Below are 16,526 nucleotides of genomic sequence, written 5' to 3'. Positions count from 1 at the left end.
ATGTTTTATGAAAGGAATTCTTCTGGCCGGTGGCACCGGCAGCCGGCTTTACCCTATTACTTTGGGCATTTCCAAACAGTTATTGCCTATTCATAACAAGCCAATGATTTACTACTCCTTATCGGTGCTGATGCTGGCAGGCGTACGCGATATTTTGTTAATTACTACTGCAGAGCAACAGGCAGCGTTTCAGCGCCTGCTCGGCGATGGCAGCAAATTTGGCATTCATCTGCAGTACGCCGTGCAGCATAAACCTGAAGGTATTGCTCAGGCGTTCTTAATTGCAGAGCAGTTTATTGGCAATAACGATGTTTGTCTGGTGCTGGGCGACAATATTTTTTATGGCGAAGGCTTTACTCCTAAATTACATAGAGCGCGCAGCCGCCTGCCGGGCGCAGTGATTTTTGGCTACCAGGTAAAAGACCCGGAACGTTTTGGCGTAGTAAAGTTCGACGCCGACTTTAAAGTGCAATCTATAGAAGAAAAGCCGGCACAACCGCAAAGCAAATATGCCGTTACCGGGCTGTATTTTTACGATAATAATGTTGTTGATATCACCAAAAATCTGCGCCCTTCAAAGCGTGGTGAGTTGGAAATTACCGGTGTTAATCAGGCCTATCTGGCGCAGAAACAACTGCAAATTGAATTGCTCGGCCGTGGTTTTGCATGGCTGGATACCGGTACACATGAGAGCTTGTCGGAAGCATCTACCTTTGTCGAAACCATCGAGAAGCGGCAAGGCTATCAAATTGCCTGTCTGGAGGAAATTGCTCATCTGAACGGCTGGCTATCACGTGAAGAGGTATTAAGGCAAATGCAAACGATGCCCGACTGCAGTTATAAAGACTACTTGTCAGAGAATATTATTTCTAAATCACGGCTATAAAACTCTCTGTGCAAGTGGCGCTTTTTCATAACGGCACCGGGCTGTTTCCGGACATCTTCATTACAATCTGGTTTTGATTAGTTCCTCGATAATCCGGCTGACAGATTTGCCTTCTTTCTTAGCCAGCTCGTAGAGTGAATTTTTCAAATCCGGAGCAATACCTTCAATCTTTCCAAAATACCGCTTGCGCACAGAGCCGCCCCGATAACCCACATGCTCTATATCAATATCGGCATAAGGCAATTGGTCAGATTTAGTGAACTTAATAAGATAAAAACAATTGCCTAAAACGTAACTCAGGCTTATGTCAGATGCACATAATGGCAGATGTTCAAGTGGAACTTTTTCTTGCCAAAGGGCATTATTTTCCATAAACATCTTGCCGTAATCATCTGCTCTTAAATGCTCAGCGACAGATTCATCACCAAATAGAATGGTTCCGCCAACTTTACAAACCCGATTCATTTCCGATATGGCCAGCCCGATATCGCCAAAAAGGTTTATCCCACCAAAGTGGAAAACGGCGTCAAAATAGCCATCTTTGTACGGCAGATCCAAGGCGTTGGAAACAGTAAGAACAATATTTTCCGCAGAATACTTGTCTGCCGCCAGAGAAATGAAATGCCTGCTGAGGTCTTGTGCATGCACAAATCCATCTTTGCCCACCAACATTGCCGCGACCTTAATATCTTCGCCAAGTCCGCAGCTGGTGATCAGTATTTTTTTACCCGTGATATTCCCCAGTCGTGCAAAGCAGTCTCTGCGAAAGTCCATTTCCTCTACGTTAAAAGTACCAAACAGCCAGTTAAGAAAATTTCTGTATATCTCAACAGACTGTGAATTGTCGTACATTGCTTTGTTTAGCTTGTCACTGCTTGATTGATCAGCTGTTAAATCAACAAAGCCGCTTTTTCCGGCAGTATCCGCCGCACTGTCTATTGCGGAGTGGTATTTAGTTAACAACGCCTGTTTTAACTCGAAAGTGCGATCGGTTTTCATTTTTCTTCCTCTGTAGTCGTACAGTAAAATCCGGCCAGCGGCTTAGTACTGTTATCATACACCCCATAGTCAATCAGATGACATCGGGAATAAAAAAACCAGACTAATTTTAGCTGTTTATAAACGACAGGGTGCTCCGCTACACGTCTGATACACGTCTTACGGCATAAGTAAGATCTACAGCCAGTATATATAAATAGCGGCATAAAAATTGCTGGTTATCTGTGATTTTTTTAATTAACGGGTGGCTATATGAAAGTTTGCAACGCTAACAGAGAATTTTTCTTACATGTCGTCAGCGCTGTATTTAACGCTTACGGTAAGAAACCTTTGATTGCTGAGCTTGGCGTACTAAGAGGCGAGAATGCACTAAATATGTATAATATTTTATCTCCTGAGCACATGGTGCTGATTGATAGTTGGAGTAAAGATATTACAAAAACATATAGCCCTTTTGACACTTTGCCACCCTGGATAAACCCGGTTGAGACCTATTCCTACTACTTTGGTGGCTCTCTGAACGAACAGTCAACTTTTGACAAAATATACGAAGAATGTTTAGTTAAATTTAGCGACTTTAGCAATGTCACCATGATCCGCGACGATACAATTAAAGCAATCAGTAAAATACGCCCCGCTACCGGCATAGATAAGTTCGATCTGATATATGTCGATGCCAGTCATCAGTACGAATATGTTTTACGGGATCTGATGTACTACAAAGAATTACTGGCACCAAACGGCTTTATGATACTGAATGACTGCTGTCACAGTGACGCCGGTACTAAACAGAATCTTGGCGTTCTGGAAGCGTTGACAAGCTTTATGAAGCGTACAGATTTTATCCCGCTTGCACTTACCAATACTGACTGGTCTGACGTAATCCTGGTCAGAAAGGGTTCCCCGATGATTCAGGCCGTTGATATAGCTATCTCAAACTCTGACGTCGCCTATGTAGAATTGCCGTATCAATTTATCTCATCTGCCAAAGTTATTTATGGCAAACAAAGAGCCAATATCAGTTTCGTTTGATATCCGCCAGCATCCCTCCGGGCTTCTGCAGACATTCAATACTATGCCTGTGAAGCTTCGGAGAGTTCATAATTCTTCCGATGAATCAGTTCATTGATACTTTCCAGTAGAGCGCTAACGATATACTCCTGTTGCTCACCGGTAAGCTCGACCCACAATGGCAATCTTAAAATCCGTGCAGACGCATCATCTGTTACTGCCATCGTAGTCGCAGCACGACCAAAATGTTGCCCCGCGGGAGAGCTGTGCAATGGTATGTAATGAAACACTGTACTGATTAATTTTTCTTTAAGTTTATCCATAATTACCTGCCGCCCGAGTTGCGCCGGCAGTAACACATAGTACATATGAGCATTATGGCCACAATGCGCAGGCACTGACGGTCTTGTGAGCAAACCTTCATTTTCTGCTTTCTCAAGTAAAGTATGATAATAATCCCAGCGCGCAAGCCTCAGTGCAGTTATATTCTGAGCGTCTTCCAGCTGAGCCAGCAGAAATGCTGCAATAATCTCACCCGGTAAAAATGAGGAACCAATATCCTGCCAGGTATACTTGTCTACAACGCCGCGGAAGAACCGTGCTCTGTCGGTACCTTTCTCACGGATAATTTCGGCTCTTACAGCTAAATCAGGCCGGTTTACTAACAGGGCACCACCTTCGCCTGAAATGACATTCTTTGTTTCATGAAAACTATAGGCTCCTATATCACCTATAGTTCCCAGTGGCTTGCCTTTGTATGTCGACATAACGCCCTGTGCAGCGTCTTCTACCACTGACAAATTGTGTTTTTTTGCAATGCGCAAAATCTCACTCATCTCACATGCCACACCGGCATAGTGCACAGGCACTATCGCACGGGTTCGCGCCGTAACGGCAGCTTCAATCAGCTTTTCATCGATATTCAGTGTGTCGGGTCTGATATCAACGAAAACAGGCACAGCACCGCGCAAGACAAAGGCATTGGCGGTGGAAACAAAAGTATAGGAAGGCATTATTACTTCATCACCCGGCTGCAAATCTAACAGAATAGCGGCCATTTCCAGTGCGGCAGTACAAGAATGGGTTAACAGCGCCTTATTGCAACCGGTATGCTGCTCAATCCAGCCGTGACATTTAGCGGTAAAGTCACCATCTCCGGCAAGCTTACCAAGCTTGTGTGCCCTGGCAATATACTGGATCTCTTTACCTGTCATATAAGGTTTGTTAAAAGGAATTTGCATGCTGTGATCCCTGCATTTGACCATCAAACACGCCTTAGCCGCTGTGCGACAAAAGCATCAATAGACTGTATTTCGTCGAAGCCGAAACCGAGAATCTTTTTCTGCTGCTCAGTTAAACCCTCTTCAGACAAATTACCGGGTATTTTTATCTGCTGCTTAAAAAAAGGAATATTGAACAAGTGATTGACTGCGCGACGATCTAAAGGTGAAAGGTTGAAGCCGCCGGTGTGGAAAGTCATACAGTTAATCACTATAAACCGGCCTGCTTTTGCACATACCTGCACAGCATGATTTTTTATGTATCGCGTTGAGGGCATTTCTTCGCGCAGATGAGAAAAAGGTAAAACATAGGTAGAACCATTATCACTGGTAAAATCATCGACACAGTACAGCGCATTTACCGCGATAGGCCGTGAACTTACAAAGTGTTGATAAGGCAAATCCCGATGCCATTTTCCCTGATTATAAGGTTGCCTTGAAGGATTCGTAATTGCATTTTGCTGGTTAAGGATAAAACTCCCTGCAATAACACTACTGACGAATTCAAGCAGTACAGGGTTTAACGCTAAGCGTAAAAACGTATCGCTGTTCTCAAACAATAGCGGAGCTCTTACCGTGTGATATTCATCACAACTTTTCAACTTGTCGCTGCCATAATGCGTGATATAACGCCTGGACAGAGTGTCAAAATCCGCTTGTATAGTGGCAATGTCTTCACCGGACAAGCCAGCATCCAAAATAGCATAGCCGTTGGTTAAAAATTGCTCCCTTATTTCTTCAATGTCAGTGAGCACCTGCTTCTGCTCAAGAATGCCATAGCTCTGCGTTGGAATTTTGCCTTCATCCATAGTTTAAGGACCTTCAGATGCGTATTTACGGCGTGTTCAGAACCGCCAGACCAAAACCAGTACGCCCATACCCATTACCGCTGTAAAGCATGTAGGTTTTGCTTTTATGCTGAAACACAAACGGATACTCGATCATCTCTGAATCCCAACCAGATTCTGAGACATCGATACCACTGTTGTTCAACGCCAGTTGCCAACCCTCACCAGTGTTATATGCATAGCCGATACGGTATTTCTGCCCTGTACCGCAACGGTAAGAAAACCACATATCCAGCCTATGCTCAGAACTTTTAATGACTGAAGGTCTGGAAAACACCTGAGCATAGTTTAGCTGATAGGGTACTGCTGAATCAGTCTTGTGCCAGCTAACGCCATCGGCAGACTGCGCATGCTTGATGATATGAACCATCTCCCCGTTCTCTGCTTCCCATGTAAGAGTTGAACCGTACCACATGTCGTAGCGCTGAGGTGCGGTTTGCATAACCCAGGGATAAGACAGACTGATAGGATCATCCGCGTCCAAAGCTAAATAGGGTTGCCTGTCTGTCACTTGCAACGTCAAATCCTCAGCCACGGTTATCCGGCCAATATCCCCCCGCCAATGTCCCTCCGACGGGGTTTGCCAACCCATAAACAGAATAAAGGTTGAACCGTTAACCTGATAGTGATTACCAATACTGATGCCGTCAGCAAAAAAACTGCCGGCAGCGCCATGTATCAAAAAGGGTTCAAAATGATCTTTAACCACTTCGCCGCGAACAATATCGATATCTACCGCCCCGACAGAAGAGCGGTTTTGCTCGTCTCTGCCACTGTAATATACCCGAAAGACATCATCAGCCATATGCAACGCTAAGGGGTTGGCCGCATGTGTAGCCAGTTTAGCGTGACGGTTTTTGCCTTGCGGACTATACAGCAAGCCCAATTTTTTCCATTCAGGTTGAAATGTCATATTTTGCGCAACCCTGAACTGGGTAATGCAGACCGCTCAGTAGCGGTACCTTTATATAAGCCATCAGCTTCTGCATCAGCCAGCAATAATACACCGGCACCAATAACACAGCGGTCGCCAATCCGGATATGATCACGCAATGTGGCATTAACGCCGATAAAACATTGCTCGCCAATATCTACACCGCCGGATACAACGATATGTGAGGCAATAAAAGTGTGATCCCGTATTATCGAGTGATGGCCGATATGATTGCCGCTCCATAAGGTCACGTTATTACCAATTTTAACAAAAGGTTGGATGGTGTTATCTTCAAGAATAAAGCAGTTCTCTCCGATGTCCTGCTGGTTCAACACTGTCGCCTTGCTGCTGATATAACTCGCCAGGGTATATCCCATAGCTTTAACTGCAAGGTATTTCTGTTTTCTTACAGCATTTAATTTTGAGTAACTCAACGCCACAAACACGCTGACGTCCTGTGGTGAAAAAAACGCCTTCAGCTCAGAAAATGCGATTACAGGTAAACCGCAAAACTCCTCAACCGTCTTGTATTCGCTGTCGACAGTAAAGGCCACTACATCATAGAGGCTGTCATTGCTGAAATAGTAGTGTGCTAATTGTGCGATATCGCCCGAACCAAATATAACTAATTTATTTTTCATGACTTCCTCACAATAATCGTAAACTCAAACAGATTATAGTCATGCAATAAAGCAACATTCCGGCCGTAATGTATTTTGCAATGGTTAAACAATTCACAGGGATCAGCATAAAAAAGCCCGTCTTTCATTCTCTCTGCATCCGAGTACGACGTCAGGCAATTAAAGGCGAACCCCTTCGTGCTGAATTTATCAATAATGGCAATAGTCTCAAGCACATAACTCTTCCAATCATGTATTGAATTTTCCAATTTGACATTGAAAATACCACTGGCCACAGTAAAGTCTGCCGCGACTTCCGGTACGGTACCACAGAGAAATTTTGCATTAGCTGAACCAATATAGCGCTGCCGGGCGGCTGAAATCATATTGGCAGCAACATCAACGCCGACATAATCAAAAGAGCTGTATTTTGTCCGCAGGAAATCATAGAAAGCACCATAGCCACAGCCAATATCGTTTAGCGTAAACTTTCCGCTGTTGCAAATAACCTTGTTCAATTGCTCAAAGCGCAGAAATTGTCCCTCAGCGCCATTCCAATCCACGCCCTGCGGGGTTGTGCCATGCTCACAAAGCTTATTTGAGTAATAATCAGATACCTGACTAATAATGCCACTATTGTCTTTCATGCTTTGCCCTCATATTTGATCAGCGAATCCGTTGGCTTTTTCATATAGAGAAGTGACTCAGGACCGCAGTTAAACAACAGATCTAATATACTGACGAAAGGCTCAAACCCACCCCATTGTTGGGGATACGCCGGATAACCGTCGTAATCAGCCCACCCGACATCAATACCCTCTTGTTCAAACAAGGCTACATCGAGATAATCTTTCGCCGCCGGGCCTGATACATAAAGCCCCGCGCCTGCCTGCCGGCAAATATCGACCAAGCGTTCAGTTTTACCGTCAATCAGTTGGTATTGAGAAGACAGTGAAATAGTCGTGTTGATACCTAAGTAGCGGCATATCGCCACAATAAAGGTGTAGTTTATATTTGACAGCATGTCCTGATTTTCAGCCAGGTACAGAGGCTCAAGCCAAGCAGCAATCCCGGCGTAATGTCTGGCTTTCTTGTAGTTTTGCGAAAGCGTTTGCCAGTGTGATTTATACCAATGGCTATCTGATACTTTGGTATCTTTAATTTTCTGAAAATATTTACCTTTTACCTCAACAGGAATCGTTAACCAACAAGTTCCCTGCCCGGTCTTTATCTTATTTCTGTTGCGCCAATCCCGGCGGGTATATTGCATATCATCATACAAGATGAATTCATCCACCGATGCAATCAGGTCAAAATAGCCACGCCACGGTATGTAATTTGACTGAGTAATAGCTACACGCTTCATTCAGTCTCTCCTTGCTACCACAGACGCTACATTAAACAATGGCCCATTCACCACGTTGTCAAACAGGTCTGTATATTTATCACTAAGAGCCTCAAGCTCAACAAACCGTTGCAAAGCGTTACGTTTCAACGCATCTAACGACGCAAAGTCATTGCAGACAGTACTGATTAAATTGCCCATTTCGGACAAAGTGTTAAAAGCAAAAAGGTCACCGGCAAACGAATAAGTATCACCGTATTTCAACGTTAAAACCGGTACGGACATACTCAATGCACACAATGCCGTTAAACCACCACCAACACGTTGTGGCGTGACATATATATCAACCAGCTTTATAAATGCCGGAAAGTCTTCCTGATAGCCCACGAAAACAGAGATATTGCGCAGGACAGGAAATCTTTTACAGTAATCTTCATAGTCATTAAAAACGCCTGCAAAGACCACAAAATATCTATCGCTGGAAATACATAACAGCATAGAAATAAAGCTATCGTCTATTTCCGCATCAAGCCGGTTACCCGGCACGGCCAATATAACTTTATCGCGGGGTATACCAAATTGATCACGTGTAAGCTCTGACTGCGCCAAAGCGCGCTCAGGTAACATGTCAACAGACAAGATCCCTGGCTGCAAACACTCCGGCACTTCGTCGGCATTTGTAATAAAACGCTTATTGAAAACCCTGTATTGGCTTAAGGTATGAGGCAACCGTGACACTGTTGGTACCACCACATTGGGCACAAGTTGGCTGATGATATCGGCAGTAATACTCTCGCCCACTGTTATGGTGAAATACGGCTTATACGTTTTAATCAACTCGATCACACCGTTTATCTCGACAAGATTAGGCATGCCGGCAGAGAGTTGCAGATAATTAAAACGCGCCCCCTCATAAGTCAGCGTTTCAGCATTGTATTGCCCCCTGCTACCGTATGCGGCATCGTACCAAGGCAAAGCGCCGCTCGTGGGCAATAGCTCGCAGGTGTCTATTAATACAACCTGCTTATTTGCAGATAAACACAGCGCTTTAATGGTTTCTAATACAATTTTACTCGGGGCATGCCTGGGGCTGAGAAACTGTGCAATAAAAACAAACACGATATCAGGATTTCGCTGTTCTTTATCAATAAAAGCGCCGGGGGGGCCCAATTGCAAAGCAAACTCCCGCACCACATGGCTATATGCGGTAAAACGGGTATTAAAATCAGACTTGTTTTTTAACGCTCCGCTAAACTCCATCGACAGAAGTTGGTTATAGATAAAGTAGCGCTGACTAAGTGTAAAGCGACTATCCGACACCAATTGCCACAAATGTAAAATACTGACATTAGTGTCACCCAGTTTTAATGACAGACTTTTGAAATAGACCTCACCATATTTGTTTAATCTATTGGCATAAAAATTCAGCAACCGAATCTGTACATAGGCAGAAAATGCGCATTTTTGGCTTTGTAACCCGGCAATAAACGCAGCGGTAAGCTGGCTTATTGATTCATGCTCAGCAATATCGGTAAGTCGTTCATCTAATAGAAAGAAATTCTTTAACTGATTAAATTCTGTCGATACCAGCGGTTCAGCCGGCACCAATTCAAAAGGCGGAAGGGTCGTAGCAACTGACATCAACTCTGTCATGTCAGTTTCTGTCAGTGGTAATGGCAGTTGATCTATAAAACGGATGCCGCGGAACAACTCGGGAAAGAACCGGGTTAACTCAGTATGTATGCCCGCGTTATTAGTAACAAAGCTTACGGCGTTAAACTTTACATAATGAGCCCGCAGCGCAGACAATAAAGGCTCTATATAGCCTCTGGTGCTGCAGTTAAACACCAGCACATTGCCCGGGGCCACAGTATTAAAGTACGCATCATCGCCAACGCTATCCTGGCAATCAATTAAGATGACAGCGGTTTGCTTAATATCTGCAATCGTCATTTATCCCTTTCCATTCAGCGCAATAACCAAACTATAGTGCACTTGAGCATGCAAAGATAACGCCATATTTTGCACAGGATAAAATAACCTGACTCTGTAGGCTATATGCAGAATATTACTGGTTTTACACCGATAAAATGTCAAAAAACTAACGCGTCAGCTTTTGGCAAACAAGTGTTGTACATCCACATCGTCAAACTTTAACGGCTGTTGTTCAAACTGCTCGCCGGCGCTTTGCACATAATCACGCCATACCTGCATAACCTGGTTAAACACAGGCAAGATCTCCGGCGTATCGTCACTGATACAAGATGCAACCTTGGTCATCAGGCCGCCGAAGTAATTGGTGCTGCCGTAGAACAAATAGAAGGTTGGATCTGACGGGTCGCGCGCAGCAGTTTGCAGCAAGCGCCATTGCCCGGCAATAAAGGCTTTGGCCTGCTCCGCATTGCTAATCTCAGCATCAAACATTGCCAACCAGGCGTCAATTGTACGACGAAAAGCAGTAAAGTCGATTTGGGCCAATATCGGCTTGGCATAACCTGATAAATCGGCATAGTACGCCGTATCGATCAGCTGTTGTAATATCAACTCTTTGTGTTTGGGTAAGTCACTGAATAAAATGTTATCCGGCTGCAGCGGCACAGCACCATCAATCTTCACGCCATTGCTGCAGTTGTAGATCTCTACTTTGCGTCCGGCTTTGCTGATAGCCTGTTCCAGCAATTTTCGCGACATATCAAATTCAGGCTTGGTAAACACATAAGGTAAAAAGTTACCCTTTGCCGGCATGCCGCCGCCATGAGTTTGCTGGTAGTCATACACTTCTGTGCCGTCGTTACGGTAATAAGCCGAAGCCTGAGAGTGGTGTTGGCGCACATCAGCGTAACCAAGATCAACCCCAAACAGATAAAATACTTTAAAGCCCAACCGTAATGCGTAATTTAATACCAGATTAGTAACTGTTGGGTAAGCATAACTAAGTGACGCTACCTGCACGCCTTGTTTTTTTAACCGCGAGTCAAAAAAATTAGTCGATGACTCACCGTCTTTAAAACACAACAAGGTTTCTTTAAACAGATCGGCTGTATCCGGATGAATACCGTTCACACTGATCAGCCGGATATCCTTTAAATAATCAGCATCTTTCACCTGCCCTATCCAGCAGAACGTAGAGCGATTTTGTTCCACCTCGGCGTGAAAGTCCGGCTTAATGCCTTTTTTGTACAGTGAATACAAAGCGGTACCGCAACTGATTAACACCACCTTGTCGCGATGCTCCTGCAAATAGCCGAAGCTGCTGTCTAACGACGGCCCATTACCCACCACAAACACCGGCAGGTTTAATGCCGGCAAATTGCGGTAACTGCTGTTGTCATACTGTAAAAACTTATGCTGCTTAGCCACGCTGTTATAAGTATGTGCAATACCATAACGACAATGATCATAATATTCGCCCAGCGCCAGTACGACCTTTAATTCGGCGCGTAAGTCGGCAATCGCTTTGTGCATCTTTTGGTTGAAGTAAGAGCAAAACATATAGGTATTGGCGATGGAATAAGCACCAACCTGGTAAAATTGCGCCATCAGATCGTAAAAATAGGTTGAGCCGTCGCCGCCCAGGTTCAGGTATATCCGCAGGCCATTTTGCTCGGCACGGTCAAATATAGCGGCCCAATCCGTTACCTTAAGACTGGCAGCAAAAAAATCTAAATTGGGCTCACAAATATACAGATTGCTGATCTGATACTGTTCGGTCAGTAACTGAATATGTTTACCCAAACCCACACCGAAGATAATCAGTGAGTCGACCTCTTGCGGCAACTGAATTTTCTGTTGCAGTTGTTTATTAATCAGCGGCTGTGTCTGCGCAATATGCGAGTAATGAATGTAGTGGCTGAATTTATCAACAGAGGTCTGGCCTAACAACACATCATCTTTATACGGCTGCCGGGTAAAATACTCCAGCAAACGGGCCGATTCCGCATCAAGGTCCTGATAAAAAAATGCTTTACGCTGCGGATGGTATAAATTGCTTTTGCCATTGTCATCGGTTACCGCTTGCCAATGCCGGCTTTGGTGCTTATTAATTTCATCATGTACTTTGGGGTAAAACTTTTGCAGCGCCGCCATATTGCGCCGGTACAACTCATCTGCCGGCGCCGCGGCATGCGGTTGTTGGTTACCCAGCACGTTAGCGCTGCGCTCGGCAACGTAATCGTTAAAGTCTTCGTAGGCGACAAACTGTGCAGTGCTGCCCAGCAACTGCTCCGGCTGGCCGCTGTGAGCAAATAAATATTCAGCTACTTTATCCATCACCGGATGGCAGTAATGCCGGTATACATAAACACGGCTAAAACCGGCCACGCTGCGCAGCTCTGCCAGGTCTTCTGCAACCGAGCTGCCGTCATTTTCCAATTGCAAAAAAATCTGTGTGCCCGCAGCTTCTGCCACGGTAAACAGTTGCCGCCAATCATTAGCCTGCACCGAGCAAATCAGCGCATCTACATTGGGTTCGTACACAATAAGGTACTTAACCCCGGCTTTTTGCAGCAGAGCGTTTATCTGATAACCCAGCCCCAACCCCAGCATAACAACCACATCAGGCTGCGGCGGTAAAGCCTCAACAGGCCATGGCTGGTCAGCCTGCGTTGGCGAGGCAGATGTATCAAGTTCAACATAGGGTGCATTACGGCAAAAGCTGTCGACTTCGCGTGATACTTCAGCAAAGGGCGTTTCGCTGTACCACACACGGCCGGTTGCAAAGTCGACAATATTCAGCTCTGCAGCGCGGGTACAGAATACCGAATACTGCTGCATACTATGTTGCTGAATTATTGGTACCACGGAAGGAATGTACTGCGATAACGCCTGAAGATTGTTGTTAAAACGCTGCTTGATGCCGGCAGCGACTTTTTGCTCAGACGCCGCCTGAGCAGCGTCGTCTGAGTCCAGCTGATAATTAATGTACTTCAGCATGCAAGAGCCTGATTTTATTGTTGGTTATGTTGGCCGTAGCTATGCCGGGCGCGCTGGCCCTTTTTTATTTCTAACATATTGCCGGCTACAGCATCTTTATCTGCTGACAGTTTTGCCATTGTTGCCTGTAGCCAGTCAAGGTTTTGCTGCAGAAACACGGCAAAAGACTCAACTTTGTCCTGCGGGGGAACAGTTTGGCATAAATGCTGATTTAATTGCTCAACCAAATCAGCAACCCTGGCTACATCATAGTCGGGTTGCCGTATCAGGCTATCAATGTCGGCGCGCAGGGCTGCGCACTGTTGTTTAACGGTTTCAGTTGCCGGCATCAGGCACCAACAGCTAACTGCTGATTTTTCTGCGCTTGCAGCTGATAGCCTTTTTCGCGATCGCTTACCGGAATTTGATCCCAGGCACCTTTAATCGTTAATAAAATTTCCATCACTTCATCCAGCTTGCTGATGCTTTTATCCCGGCTGGCCTGAATAAGGTGATTAAGCATAAAGTCGTACAGGGAAAACAGGTTGTCTGAGATTTCGCCGGCGCTCATATCCAAACACCCCTGCAAAGCAGAAATGATATTGATAGCTTTAGAAATGGCTTCTGACTTACCTGCGAAGTCTTTACGGTCAATACAGCCTTTCGCTTTGGCCATATTTTCCAGCGCGCCTTGCATCAGCAGCTGAATAACGCGATGTGGATCGGCTACCGCCAAATCATCTTTAATACCAACCGCTTTATAGGCTTTAATTCCGTAACTCATAAGATGCTCCACTAATTCGATTTATTGGTTCCAAATCCGGGCAAACTTGCCAACTGCGAGGTCACTGTTGATGCCATATTCTGCATCGAGCCCAATAATGAATCCAGGGCGGTATACCTTTTGCGCAACGTTTGCTCAAAGCTATCTATATATCGGTTAGCAGCTTCCAAATCTTTAGTGTTTTTATCTAATTGTATTTTCAGTGAACTCTCTTTGCTGGCAATAATGCCGCCGGCTTCGGTAAATTGTGACACGAATTGGTCTAATTTAGCGCTCAGGCCGGTATCACCACCAAAAATAGCCGCCACACCGTCATAATTCTCAGTTAAGGCCTTATCAAACCGGACACGGCCGGAATCGCCGCCAAAAGCAGAGGTGGCGGCAATTTCCAGCTTGCCGTCTTTATCAAACGTAATGCCCATAGAATACAGTGTCGCCAGTTCAGAGCCTGACTCGCCTACCACACCACCCAGCATGCCTTTGAGCTGATTCATAATAGAGCGTGGCAACGAATCTGCAGCCAAAGCACCGCCCTCAGCCGTTACCGTCTTACCGTCTGAGCCTAAAGTACGGCTTTTAGTCAGGTCAGCAATTTGATCAACCAGTACATTGTAATTATTAATAAAATTTTGAATATTCTCTTCAGCCGCTTCTTTATCGGTGGCGATATCGACAGTGGCATTATTGCCATCCGGCGTAACGGCTTTCACCGTCAGGCTGACATCCTGAATAGCGTTGGTAAAGGTATTGCTGCTGTTAGTAGCAATGATGCCGTCAATTTCTATAATGGCATCCTGCGCCAGCTGGCTGGCTGTCAAACCAGCTGTCGCGCCGGTAGGTACTGTTGAGATGGCATCCAGCTCAGCATTGTTATTGGTAATCACCAAATCATTGCCGGCGCCGGTTTCATTGGATGTTAACACCAGCTTGGTACCGACGCTGCCACCGGCATTAATAATATTGGCGTTGATGCCAAAATTATCTGTCTGCGCATTAATTTGTTGGCGTAACTGGTTAAGCGTCATGCCGGCGGTAACTTCAACGTCAAAGCTCTTGCTGCCCGCAGTGAGTGTCAAGGTGCCATCGGTGGTGGAAATAACGTCATCGGCAGAGCCATAGGCCAAATCGGCACTTTCCAGCCGGCTACCTGATGCCAGCTGGTTTACCTTTATATCAAAACTGGCGGCTACAGCAGAGCTGGAGGCCGATGCTTCAATATAGGTTTTATCCTCGGTGGGTTGCGTAACTGTAGCAACGCGGGCGTTTAAATTATTGCCGCCTAATTTTTTTATCGCATCCTGAAAAGCTGAAAGTGCAGATTTCAGCTGCCCTACGCCGGAGAGCGAGGCATCTAAGGTCTTTTTCGTGGTATCAATACGGCCCAGTTTACTGTCGCGCTCTACCTTTACCAGCGTACTGACAAGCTCTTCCAGCGGTAAACCGGAAGCTGAACCTAAAAAATTAATACCCGACATAATAAACCTCTACACTTTGCTATCGATTAACAAGCCAATGGACTGTCCCATTTCTTCCTGCAACCGCTTAATATCCTGCGCTACTTTTAACAACTCTTCTGACGGAATTTGTTTTATCAGCTCATCAGTCTCAAAGTCTACCACTTTGATCACCGAACGGCCCGATACATCATCTATCGAAAAGCTTAATGAGCGTTGCTCCAGAGCAACTGCCTGATTTACCACATCCACTGCATTTTGCAATTCGGTACGGCTTACTGCGGCTTCCGGCTTACTCTGCTGTATTGGCGTAACGGTAGCTACGGGGTCTTGCTCCGACGCTGTAGCTACTTTTGCCGGCTTTTCCGCATTTAACGGATAAGTCAGCGCTGACGAATTATTAGCGTTAATGCTACTCATAGTCTGTTCCTTTATCGGCGCGCAGGGTGAAAGCTTTAATTAAAGCATTCACCACTACGCGTATTAGTTTAACCCAATAAGGACAAAGCTGCCTGTGGCCGCTGGTTAGCCTGTGCCAATACTGTAGTACTGGTTTGTTGCAGGATCTGCTGACGCGTTAATTCTGCAGTTTCACGGGCGAAATCAGTGTCACGGATCCGGCTGCGGGCGCCTGATACGTTCTCTGAAATATTGGTTAAGTTACGGATAGTTGACTGGAAGCGGTTTTGGATCGCACCCAGGTCAGCACGGGTACCGTCAATTACACCAATAGCGGTATCGATCAACGCCAGAGCTGCTGAAGCACCACCTACTGACGATACGCTCAGAGCACTTAAGCCCAATGCATTAGTGCCGTAGCCTCCGGTACGCGATAACTTAATATCAATGTTCTGGCCGGCGTTTGCACCTACCAGGAAAGACGCTGAATAAGTACCGTTTAACAGATTTTGCGTACCAAACTGAGTTACAGAAGCAACACGGCTCATTTCCGCTTTTAGTGCTGTTACTTCTTTTTGCAGTGCAGCACGGTCCGTTGAACTGTTGATACCGTTTTGCGACTGGATTGCCAGCGTACGAACACGTTGCAAAGAGTTAGTGATCTCTTCCATCGCGCCTTCAGCAACCTGAGCTACTGAAATACCATCGTTGGCATTACGGGCTGCTTGATCCAAGCCATTTACCTGGCTGGTTAAGCGGTTAGAGATTTGTAAGCCAGCCGCGTCGTCAGCTGCGCTGTTAATGCGAAAACCTGAAGATAAACGCTTAAAAGCGGTATCCAGATTATTGCCTGAATTAAACAACTGACGCTGTGCGTTCAGTGACGACGTATTGGTGTTTACGTATAAAGCCATGAGTCACTCCTTAGTCTTCGGTAGCAAGCTACGTACGACTATGATTAAAAATACGGTTATCCCGTTAATTGAGCCAAGCTGCAACTTGGCTTAACCAGTTTATCGGCCGTAACTTCGGTGACTTTAGCGAAATAATTAAAT

16 protein-coding genes are annotated in these 16,526 nt (G+C 45.4%); 2 read left to right on the top strand and 14 right to left on the bottom strand.

Features of this window, described 5'->3' with window-relative positions; translation table 11 throughout:
• Positions 1-7 precede the first annotated feature (7 nt).
• A complete protein-coding gene (rfbA, locus tag Q8O77_RS12375; protein WP_305553418.1) occupies positions 8-886 on the top strand; it encodes a glucose-1-phosphate thymidylyltransferase RfbA in 879 nt (292 codons plus the stop codon).
• Positions 887-946: 60 nt separating this feature from the next.
• Here rfbA and Q8O77_RS12370 read toward each other — a convergent pair whose 3' ends face one another.
• Positions 947-1,885, bottom strand: coding sequence for a class I SAM-dependent methyltransferase (locus Q8O77_RS12370; protein WP_305553415.1), 939 nt, complete (start codon positions 1,883-1,885; stop codon positions 947-949).
• 252 nt (positions 1,886-2,137) lie between these two features.
• Between Q8O77_RS12370 and Q8O77_RS12365 the strand changes: the two genes are divergently transcribed.
• Positions 2,138-2,917 carry a class I SAM-dependent methyltransferase gene (locus tag Q8O77_RS12365; RefSeq protein ID WP_305553412.1) on the top strand — a complete coding sequence of 260 codons (780 nt, stop codon included), beginning with the start codon at positions 2,138-2,140 and terminating at the stop codon, positions 2,915-2,917.
• 41 nt (positions 2,918-2,958) lie between these two features.
• On the opposite strand, the gene rffA is transcribed toward Q8O77_RS12365, so the two are convergent.
• From rffA to Q8O77_RS12300, 13 genes are all read right to left on the bottom strand, one after another.
• The gene (gene rffA, locus Q8O77_RS12360; protein ID WP_305553409.1) at positions 2,959-4,137 is read right to left on the bottom strand and encodes a dTDP-4-amino-4,6-dideoxygalactose transaminase; all 1,179 of its coding nucleotides are present in this window, start codon (positions 4,135-4,137) and stop codon (positions 2,959-2,961) included.
• Positions 4,138-4,160: 23 nt separating this feature from the next.
• Complete coding sequence (locus Q8O77_RS12355; protein WP_305553406.1) at positions 4,161-4,985, bottom strand: phytanoyl-CoA dioxygenase family protein; 825 nt, start codon at positions 4,983-4,985, stop codon at positions 4,161-4,163.
• 25 nt (positions 4,986-5,010) lie between these two features.
• Positions 5,011-5,937, bottom strand: coding sequence for a hypothetical protein (locus Q8O77_RS12350; protein ID WP_305553404.1), 927 nt, complete (start codon positions 5,935-5,937; stop codon positions 5,011-5,013).
• A complete protein-coding gene (locus Q8O77_RS12345; RefSeq protein ID WP_305553401.1) occupies positions 5,934-6,599 on the bottom strand; it encodes an acetyltransferase in 666 nt (221 codons plus the stop codon). Before Q8O77_RS12345 ends, Q8O77_RS12350 begins: the two co-directional genes overlap by 4 nt.
• On the bottom strand, positions 6,596-7,225 hold the full coding sequence (locus Q8O77_RS12340) for a class I SAM-dependent methyltransferase (protein ID WP_305553398.1): 630 nt from the start codon (positions 7,223-7,225) through the stop codon (positions 6,596-6,598). Before Q8O77_RS12340 ends, Q8O77_RS12345 begins: the two co-directional genes overlap by 4 nt.
• A complete protein-coding gene (locus Q8O77_RS12335; protein ID WP_305553395.1) occupies positions 7,222-7,944 on the bottom strand; it encodes a WbqC family protein in 723 nt (240 codons plus the stop codon). The genes Q8O77_RS12340 and Q8O77_RS12335 overlap by 4 nt, the downstream gene beginning before the upstream one ends.
• The gene (locus Q8O77_RS12330; protein WP_305553392.1) at positions 7,945-9,576 is read right to left on the bottom strand and encodes a hypothetical protein; all 1,632 of its coding nucleotides are present in this window, start codon (positions 9,574-9,576) and stop codon (positions 7,945-7,947) included.
• A 456-nt stretch (positions 9,577-10,032) separates the two neighbouring features.
• On the bottom strand, positions 10,033-12,855 hold the full coding sequence (locus Q8O77_RS12325) for a 6-hydroxymethylpterin diphosphokinase MptE-like protein (RefSeq protein WP_305553390.1): 2,823 nt from the start codon (positions 12,853-12,855) through the stop codon (positions 10,033-10,035).
• Positions 12,856-12,869: 14 nt separating this feature from the next.
• The gene (locus Q8O77_RS12320) at positions 12,870-13,184 is read right to left on the bottom strand and encodes a hypothetical protein (protein WP_305553387.1); all 315 of its coding nucleotides are present in this window, start codon (positions 13,182-13,184) and stop codon (positions 12,870-12,872) included.
• The gene (gene fliS, locus Q8O77_RS12315) at positions 13,184-13,618 is read right to left on the bottom strand and encodes a flagellar export chaperone FliS (RefSeq protein WP_305553384.1); all 435 of its coding nucleotides are present in this window, start codon (positions 13,616-13,618) and stop codon (positions 13,184-13,186) included. The genes Q8O77_RS12320 and fliS overlap by 1 nt, the downstream gene beginning before the upstream one ends.
• An 11-nt stretch (positions 13,619-13,629) precedes the next feature.
• Entirely contained in the window at positions 13,630-15,093 is a 1,464-nt protein-coding gene (fliD, locus tag Q8O77_RS12310; RefSeq protein ID WP_305553381.1) for a flagellar filament capping protein FliD, read from the bottom strand.
• Between the two features lie 9 nt (positions 15,094-15,102).
• Entirely contained in the window at positions 15,103-15,492 is a 390-nt protein-coding gene (locus Q8O77_RS12305) for a flagellar protein FlaG (protein ID WP_305553378.1), read from the bottom strand.
• Between the two features lie 68 nt (positions 15,493-15,560).
• Complete coding sequence (locus tag Q8O77_RS12300; RefSeq protein ID WP_305553375.1) at positions 15,561-16,385, bottom strand: flagellin; 825 nt, start codon at positions 16,383-16,385, stop codon at positions 15,561-15,563.
• Between the last annotated feature and the right edge of the window lie 141 nt (positions 16,386-16,526).

The organism is Rheinheimera sp. (assembly GCF_030690345.1).
Taxonomy (GTDB): Bacteria; Pseudomonadota; Gammaproteobacteria; order Enterobacterales; family Alteromonadaceae; genus Alishewanella.
This window is presented reverse-complemented; position numbering and strand designations above follow the sequence as displayed.

What these genes read in the sequence shown, in the direction of transcription:
- fliS (WP_305553384.1), bottom strand. Translation starts at nt 13,618, where the DNA reads ATGAGTTACGGAATTAAAGCCTATAAAGCGGTTGGTATTAAAGATGAT.
- Q8O77_RS12300 (WP_305553375.1), bottom strand. Translation starts at nt 16,385, where the DNA reads ATGGCTTTATACGTAAACACCAATACGTCGTCACTGAACGCACAGCGT.
- Q8O77_RS12320 (WP_305553387.1), bottom strand. Translation starts at nt 13,184, where the DNA reads ATGCCGGCAACTGAAACCGTTAAACAACAGTGCGCAGCCCTGCGCGCC.
- Q8O77_RS12355 (WP_305553406.1), bottom strand. Translation starts at nt 4,985, where the DNA reads ATGGATGAAGGCAAAATTCCAACGCAGAGCTATGGCATTCTTGAGCAG.
- Q8O77_RS12365 (WP_305553412.1), top strand. Translation starts at nt 2,138, where the DNA reads ATGAAAGTTTGCAACGCTAACAGAGAATTTTTCTTACATGTCGTCAGC.
- Q8O77_RS12325 (WP_305553390.1), bottom strand. Translation starts at nt 12,855, where the DNA reads ATGCTGAAGTACATTAATTATCAGCTGGACTCAGACGACGCTGCTCAG.
- fliD (WP_305553381.1), bottom strand. Translation starts at nt 15,093, where the DNA reads ATGTCGGGTATTAATTTTTTAGGTTCAGCTTCCGGTTTACCGCTGGAA.
- Q8O77_RS12350 (WP_305553404.1), bottom strand. Translation starts at nt 5,937, where the DNA reads ATGACATTTCAACCTGAATGGAAAAAATTGGGCTTGCTGTATAGTCCG.
- rffA (WP_305553409.1), bottom strand. Translation starts at nt 4,137, where the DNA reads ATGCAAATTCCTTTTAACAAACCTTATATGACAGGTAAAGAGATCCAG.
- rfbA (WP_305553418.1), top strand. Translation starts at nt 8, where the DNA reads ATGAAAGGAATTCTTCTGGCCGGTGGCACCGGCAGCCGGCTTTACCCT.
- Q8O77_RS12370 (WP_305553415.1), bottom strand. Translation starts at nt 1,885, where the DNA reads ATGAAAACCGATCGCACTTTCGAGTTAAAACAGGCGTTGTTAACTAAA.
- Q8O77_RS12345 (WP_305553401.1), bottom strand. Translation starts at nt 6,599, where the DNA reads ATGAAAAATAAATTAGTTATATTTGGTTCGGGCGATATCGCACAATTA.
- Q8O77_RS12330 (WP_305553392.1), bottom strand. Translation starts at nt 9,576, where the DNA reads ATGACAGAGTTGATGTCAGTTGCTACGACCCTTCCGCCTTTTGAATTG.
- Q8O77_RS12335 (WP_305553395.1), bottom strand. Translation starts at nt 7,944, where the DNA reads ATGAAGCGTGTAGCTATTACTCAGTCAAATTACATACCGTGGCGTGGC.
- Q8O77_RS12305 (WP_305553378.1), bottom strand. Translation starts at nt 15,492, where the DNA reads ATGAGTAGCATTAACGCTAATAATTCGTCAGCGCTGACTTATCCGTTA.
- Q8O77_RS12340 (WP_305553398.1), bottom strand. Translation starts at nt 7,225, where the DNA reads ATGAAAGACAATAGTGGCATTATTAGTCAGGTATCTGATTATTACTCA.